6 protein-coding genes are annotated in these 6,272 nt (G+C 39.9%); all 6 read right to left on the bottom strand.

The annotated features are described in order from the left end of the window. A partial coding sequence (locus F6K13_RS13660) for a helix-turn-helix domain-containing protein (protein ID WP_287287624.1) occupies positions 1-401 on the bottom strand: 401 nt, incomplete at its 3' end. Then, positions 307-879 carry an IS607 family transposase gene (locus F6K13_RS13655; protein ID WP_124142996.1) on the bottom strand — a complete coding sequence of 191 codons (573 nt, stop codon included), beginning with the start codon at positions 877-879 and terminating at the stop codon, positions 307-309. The genes F6K13_RS13655 and F6K13_RS13660, both read right to left, overlap by 95 nt. Positions 880-963: 84 nt before the next feature. Further along, entirely contained in the window at positions 964-3,357 is a 2,394-nt protein-coding gene (locus F6K13_RS13650; RefSeq protein ID WP_287242250.1) for a type IV pilus secretin family protein, read from the bottom strand. 429 nt (positions 3,358-3,786) lie between these two features. Further along, positions 3,787-4,584 carry a pilus assembly protein PilO gene (locus tag F6K13_RS13645; protein WP_124154328.1) on the bottom strand — a complete coding sequence of 266 codons (798 nt, stop codon included), beginning with the start codon at positions 4,582-4,584 and terminating at the stop codon, positions 3,787-3,789. Positions 4,585-4,586: 2 nt separating this feature from the next. Continuing rightward, positions 4,587-5,414 (bottom strand): PilN domain-containing protein, encoded by an 828-nt coding sequence (locus F6K13_RS13640; RefSeq protein WP_124154329.1) that lies wholly within the window; start codon positions 5,412-5,414, stop codon positions 4,587-4,589. Between the two features lie 7 nt (positions 5,415-5,421). Continuing rightward, on the bottom strand, positions 5,422-6,272 hold an 851-nt coding region (gene pilM, locus F6K13_RS13635), incomplete at its 5' end, for a type IV pilus assembly protein PilM (RefSeq protein ID WP_287287623.1).

Below are 6,272 nucleotides of genomic sequence, written 5' to 3'. Positions count from 1 at the left end.
TCTGCCGATTTAGGTATGTAGCAAGACTGAATAGGATTTTTACGAGATTTGAATTTTACCTGCTGTACCTGTCCTGTTTGAGAATACTTAACTTTTGCTTCTCTGACTGCTATACAAGCATCACGAACAGCAATAGATTTTATCTGGTAAGGAACAGGTTTAGACCACTCAGGTAAATTCTTCAAAATCCCACCCTTGATTGCTTTCCAATTAGCCTTGGTATCAGGTTGCTGAAGGTATTCAACGGTTCGGTTATAGGTAAACCTAGCCACACCTATCCATTGTCTGAGTAGTTGTCTTTGTTCACTATTTAGGTAAATCCGAATCTTCTTTGATTTTTTGCTTGTACTTTCTAAGTCCGTGGACTCTACAGGAGAATATGTGGATGATGGAGAGAACATCGGCGACCATTTCTGATTCTGGACAATATATAGTTTGCCCTTGAACCAGGATTTTTCCACCGTTTTGTTCGACCAAATACTGTATAAGCTCGAATCCAAATCTGGTAAGTCTGTCCCTACAGGTAACAATAATTGTGAGCTTATCCCCTCGCAAGAGTCTGTCCAGTATGGCTCTAAGACCTTTTCGTTTGAAGTTGAGTCCACTGCCAATGTCTTTGATAACTTCTGCTTCTGGGTACTGGTTTTGCATGAACTCAACTTGTCTATTGAGGTCATCTTTTTGTTTTGCTGATGAGACTCGGCAGTAGCAAATAAGGGTAGTTCTAGTTGCACCTCTGATGTAAGATTGTGTGTTATACAATCTTTGCCTGGCTTCGTTATTAATGATTTCGATTTTGCCTTCATCTGCATATTTGCGTAGTGTGTTAGGATGCAAGCCAAGTATTTCTAAGGCTTTCTGGGGTGGAACATAACCCATAATCCTATCTTGGCATACATATAGAAGCTTATGTGAATATATGTGAGCAAATAGATAATAGTTAGTCAACCCTTAAATTTAACTTTAGCGTGGCCTTGGTTGACCCCTTTCCATCATTTGCAAAGCATCTGGACTAGGATTAAATCGATAACCCCAAGAAGAGCGATCGCCATCATCCAGTATTTGAGGTGTTAGTAGGACAATTGTCTCTGCTCGTTGATTGTCATTTTGGCTGCTGCGGAAGAGGGAACCAATGATGGGTAAATCTCCCAAAATAGGCACTTTATCTATTATTGTTCTTTCTTGCTCTTGAATAATGCCAGAAATAATCAGAGTTTGTCCATCCCGCAGGCGAATTCTACCGGATTCTACCCGACGCCTGGCAATTTCTGTACCAAATTCACTTTGATTATCAGCGTCTGTTGGCACCCTGTTTGAAATAAAGCTTACTTCTGGATTTACTGTTACAGTCACAAAACCATTATCGTCTATTCTCTCTACCTGTATAGCTAGGGTTAAACCTACATCTTCAAACCTAACAGTTCTAGTTTCTCGACTCGTACCTCCATCATCTGTAAAATTACTGTCAATACTTCTGACAATATTTTCTACAAGTCTGACACTAGCTATTTCTCCTTCTTGAACCACTAAAGTTGGATCGGTGAGAATCTTGGCATTACCAGTCCTCACAGTAGCCCTTAATTGACCGAGAAATCGCCTTGGATACAAAATTTGAGGGAATAAGCCAAATTCTGCCTCTCCTAATTCCACATCTATTACCCCATCATTATCAACATCTATTTCTGATGGTTCATAATCATCAATACCAACTCTTGTCGGTTCACTTGTGGTGGGAGCTATAGGTCTGAGGAAAGTTCCTCTACCCTGATTAAGGTTAGGGATACCAGTTCCTGGAACTTCAAATGTACGTTGGCTATCAAAGAATGGGTCTCCCAAAATTGGGTTACCAGTGACAGGGCGGGAAAGAGGGTTAGTAGCATTCTGTTGTGTAATACTAGCAGGTTGAAGACTACCAAAGTTTAGAGATGCTGCCCCATTATCGTTAATAAAGAAACTGTCATTAACCCCAAAGGAGAAACTACTATTAAGGTTTTCCTCTGCTGATAAGTTAATATCTATAACCTTTACGTTTACAGCTACTTGCCTTTGTCGCAAATCTAGCTGTACCAATTGGGCTGCAGCAATCTCTACTTGTTGTGGTGGACCTACTAAAGTAACACTATTAAGTCGGCTATCAGTTACTACCTGTAAACCTTTTAACAACGGAGGAGCATCTTGGGGGTCGTAGCGTAGAGGCTGAATAACTGTTCTTTCAATTGTTTCTGTATTTGTAATTGCCTGATTAGTTCCAGGAATATTAACTGTATTTACCTGAGTTACTGGCTGACTTGTCACAACTGCACTTTCAGCTCCCATACTAACTAAGAAACCCGCAGCAGCTTGGGCAGTAACTTGGTTTAAGCGGAAAGAACGGACTACAACATTTCTGGCTTCTGCTGGTAATTCTTGCCCCACAAATACTGTATTCCCTACTCGGTTGGCCTGCAACCCACTTAGACGTAGAACATAGTTAAAAACATCTTGAACAGACTCATTTTCAATATCTAGGGAAATACTAGGTCCAGTTTCTTCTTCCCCACCTGAACTGAAGGCTACATTCAACCCGGCAGCTCTAGCTAGTAAAGCTAAAACATCTCTGACTGGAGCATCTCGCAAAACTAAACGAGGTATTCTTTCTTGTGTGCCTAAATCTATAACTTCTACTGAGGGGTTAATATTGGATATTGCTATGTCACCTACTGGTGGTGCTATTGCTCGTGGTTGAAAAGGAGGAACTTCACTGGGGGATGGTTGTCCTGGTAAGGTGGGGAAACCGTCTCCTGTGAGCTCAGAATCTGGTAATAATACCTTTGATTCTTGGGAGCTGGTGGTTTCTCTTGGAGGTACTACAGTAGGTTCTGGTTGTACAGGTGGGGGGGCAGGTTCAGATGCTTCTGAGGGTGGGGGAAAACTATTAGGTTTAGGTGTGGATGCCTGAGCTACTTCTCCTGACCCTGCAGCAGCGCTCAGAATAATTCCTCGCCCCCCCCCTTGGATAATTCTGCCTCTGGGAGCAACTTCTGTACCTTGGATGACTACCCGCACACTGTTGGCATCTACCTGCATTACTTCTACATATTTTATGCCAGGTGCTGGACTATCTTTCCGAAATTTGTTGCCTTCGGGAATCCTAAGTTGAGCATTAATTATGTCTGCAACGAAAGAGTTATCTCTATTAACTGAGAAAACTTCGGGGCGATCGCCATTGTTTGTCACTAGGACAATGTTCATGCCCCCTTCTGCTGAATTTAACTGGACTTGGGTAATTTGTGTAACTGCAAAAGCTGGTGTCTGGGCGATGATTACCGCAGCTACCCCACCTAACAGTCCACTACTAAATTGAATTTGCTGTTTCACTGTCCTCACTCCACGCTAGGCCATGATTAGGAAAATGTTGGTTTGACATCTCCAGGGGTTGAAACACCCTGGATTCTGTGTAAAAAAACACCGCAAAAGGGACAAATCCACTTTTACTTGCAGCCTGTCAACAGACTTCTAGACTCCTCGGGGTAGACAAAAATCCACCTGTGAGCTTACTTTCAGAGCAGATTTTTACTTCGGGTTAAAACTCCCGTGTCGTTATTCAACCAGGGGATAAATCCGCCTAGCTAACTCTCTACCGTCGTTTTTTATGTATTTGGCTAGAGTATAGGGCTTTATCCACAGCTTTGGAACTGTCACCTTTCAAATTTTTCTTTTTTCTACTTTTCCCACCCTTCCAAGCACTAACTGTCAAATTTACATATATATAACAAGATAGCATACCATAGTATTTGGCAAATTATGTTATCTTTTCTTTTTTTGCTTTTCTGGTTTGGCAGGTTCTGGTTTAGCCAATGATTCTTGTTTGCTTAAGGCCAACAGAGCGTGCATATCAAAGGATGTTCTGAGTCTACTTTCTGGTTGCCTGACTGGTATAAATCTATTTTGTCTCCATTCAACTTCGATAATCTGATTTCCTTGCTGTAGTTTAGTTTTTAAGTTTTTTACTACCAGTAATGTTTGCATTCTCTCCAAAGCAATCATAAAGGCTCTTGTTTGGGCATAAGTTCCTTCAAATTCTACTTTGAATTCTCGTCGCTTTAATTTACCATTTACCAGTGGTCCTAATGAATTATCGTTAACTATATAGTTGCCATCTTTTGACTCCACTGGTTCAAATTTAATCATTTTGGCTTGTCGGTCTTCATTACTAATTCCTGTATTAATTTGATCGATCAGTTTATTCATATCGTACAGCAGAGTTTTCATGGTTTTTTCACTGGCAAATAAGCTGGTTACGTCTTCTCTTTGTTTCTCAGCTTCTGCCCTTTCTGCTTCTGCTTTTGGTCGTTCTTTTATTTGTTTTTTCTGTTCTTTTATAGTGTTTTTTGCTGTCTCTATTTCTGTTCTTAATGTCGCACTTTTTTCAATTGCTGGTTTGAAATGACTATATCCTAAAAATCCTGCTGCTCCTAATCCGACAACGCCAATAACTGCTCCGAGAAATCTGGGGTCTTTGAGTGAGATACCGAATATTTTCGGACCCCCTACTTCTCCTTCTTGTTCTTCTAATTCTGGATTCCATTCATTTGCTACTACCATTTTTAAAATACTCCTTTTTGTGTTAATATTTCTATCCTATCTACTAATCCAATTGCTCCTTGACTTTTTAATTGAGGCAATAATTCTGATGCGCCTAAGGGGCTGAGATTGGTTTCGATTTTATATTCAACTACTTGTGGTAATTCTGGTATATCCGGAGCTAAAGTTGACCTAGATTCTTGTAATTCTAGTCTGGTTGGATTAGGTTTTTTCGCAGCACTAATTAGTTTTGTTTTTTCTCCTTGGAAAAATGGGGAGTTTTGCAGTAGCAATAAAAAGTCATTAATTTGACCATAAGAATCTGCTGTCCCAGAAAATGATATAGTTGCTGTTGGTTTTGGGGGTACTGCTGCCTGTTCTTTTTTATCCCTTTTTGGAGCTTTTTTACTTGCTGGAGGTGCTGCTGGAGCAACTATTTTTGGTTCTTTTTGTTCTATACTAGCTATTTTGACCCCGCTAGGTATGAGGGTGCCAAATTCTCCCAATAAAGCTGACCATGGTTTAATTTGGTCGAAAACTGTTGCTAAGGCTTTTGCCTCTGCTTTAAATGTCTTAGTTTTTTCTTTGATTGCTTCTATATCTTTAATTTGAGTGTTTAGTTTGCTCAATTCGGCATTTAATTTGTCTAGGTCTGCCTGTAATTTGGTGTTTACTCGATTGAGATAGAACCATCCACCTGCAACTAGACCATTAACTGCTACTGCTACTGCTGCCCCAATCAGAATTGGTCTGGGGTCTTCTAGTGATAGTCCACCACCACTTACTGGTTTGGGAATATCTTTTTTATATTCTGGGCGATCGTTAAGAAAATTTATATCTAAGCCATACATAATTAATTTAAACCTCTCTTAATCCTAAACCTAATACGACTCCTAGACTGGAACGTTGTTCTAGTGGAATTTCTTGTTCTATTTCTAGGGCTAAAGTTTCTATTGGATCGACTTTGGATGCGGGTAAACTTAAACGTTGCATAAAAAAGTCATCTATTTGTCCTATTGCTGCACCCGATCCTGTTAATAATAATTGTGCCACCTCCAAATCTTCAAATTGATTGAGATAGAAATCTATTGAGCGTCGCAGTTCATCCCCTAATTCTGCTAATACTTTTAGTAAGGCATTAGTTCCAGGGTTGGGTTCGTTGCCTGTGACTCCCATTGTATCTAATACTGGAACGGTCATTCCCAGTAGTTCGGTAGTATCTCTGGTCGGAGGTAAGTTCATTGCTTCGTTTAAGGAAGATTGCATTTGATAAGTACCAATGGGAATTGTCCGGTTAAATTGAGGTATTCCATCTACTACGATAGCAAGTTCAGTACTGTCAAATTCTAAATCTGCTATTACTGTTGCTTCTTGGGGTCCATATTGTTGAAGTATATCTTTTACTGTTCGGATTAAGGCAAAGTTACTTACTTCTAAAACGTCTATTACTAATCCTGCTTGGTGGAATACTTCTATGTAGCTATCTGTTACTTCTTTTCTAGTTGCTACTAAGGCTACTTGTACTTTTTCTAAATCATCATTTGGGTCTAGTATTATTCCTAATTTTTGGTAGTCTACATCTGCTTCTTCTCTGGGAAATGGTAAGTATAAACCTGCTTCTTGATTCATATAATCTTGCAATTCTTGGTCGTTTAATTCTGCTGGTACAGGTATTACACGAGTTACTGCTTCTCTGCCTGGAATTGCTA

It is taken from the genome of Okeania sp. SIO2B9 (assembly GCF_010672505.1).
GTDB classification, from domain to species: domain Bacteria; phylum Cyanobacteriota; class Cyanobacteriia; order Cyanobacteriales; family Microcoleaceae; genus Okeania; species Okeania hirsuta.
Note: the sequence above shows the minus strand (reverse complement) of the source record. Positions and strands in the feature narration are given on the sequence as shown.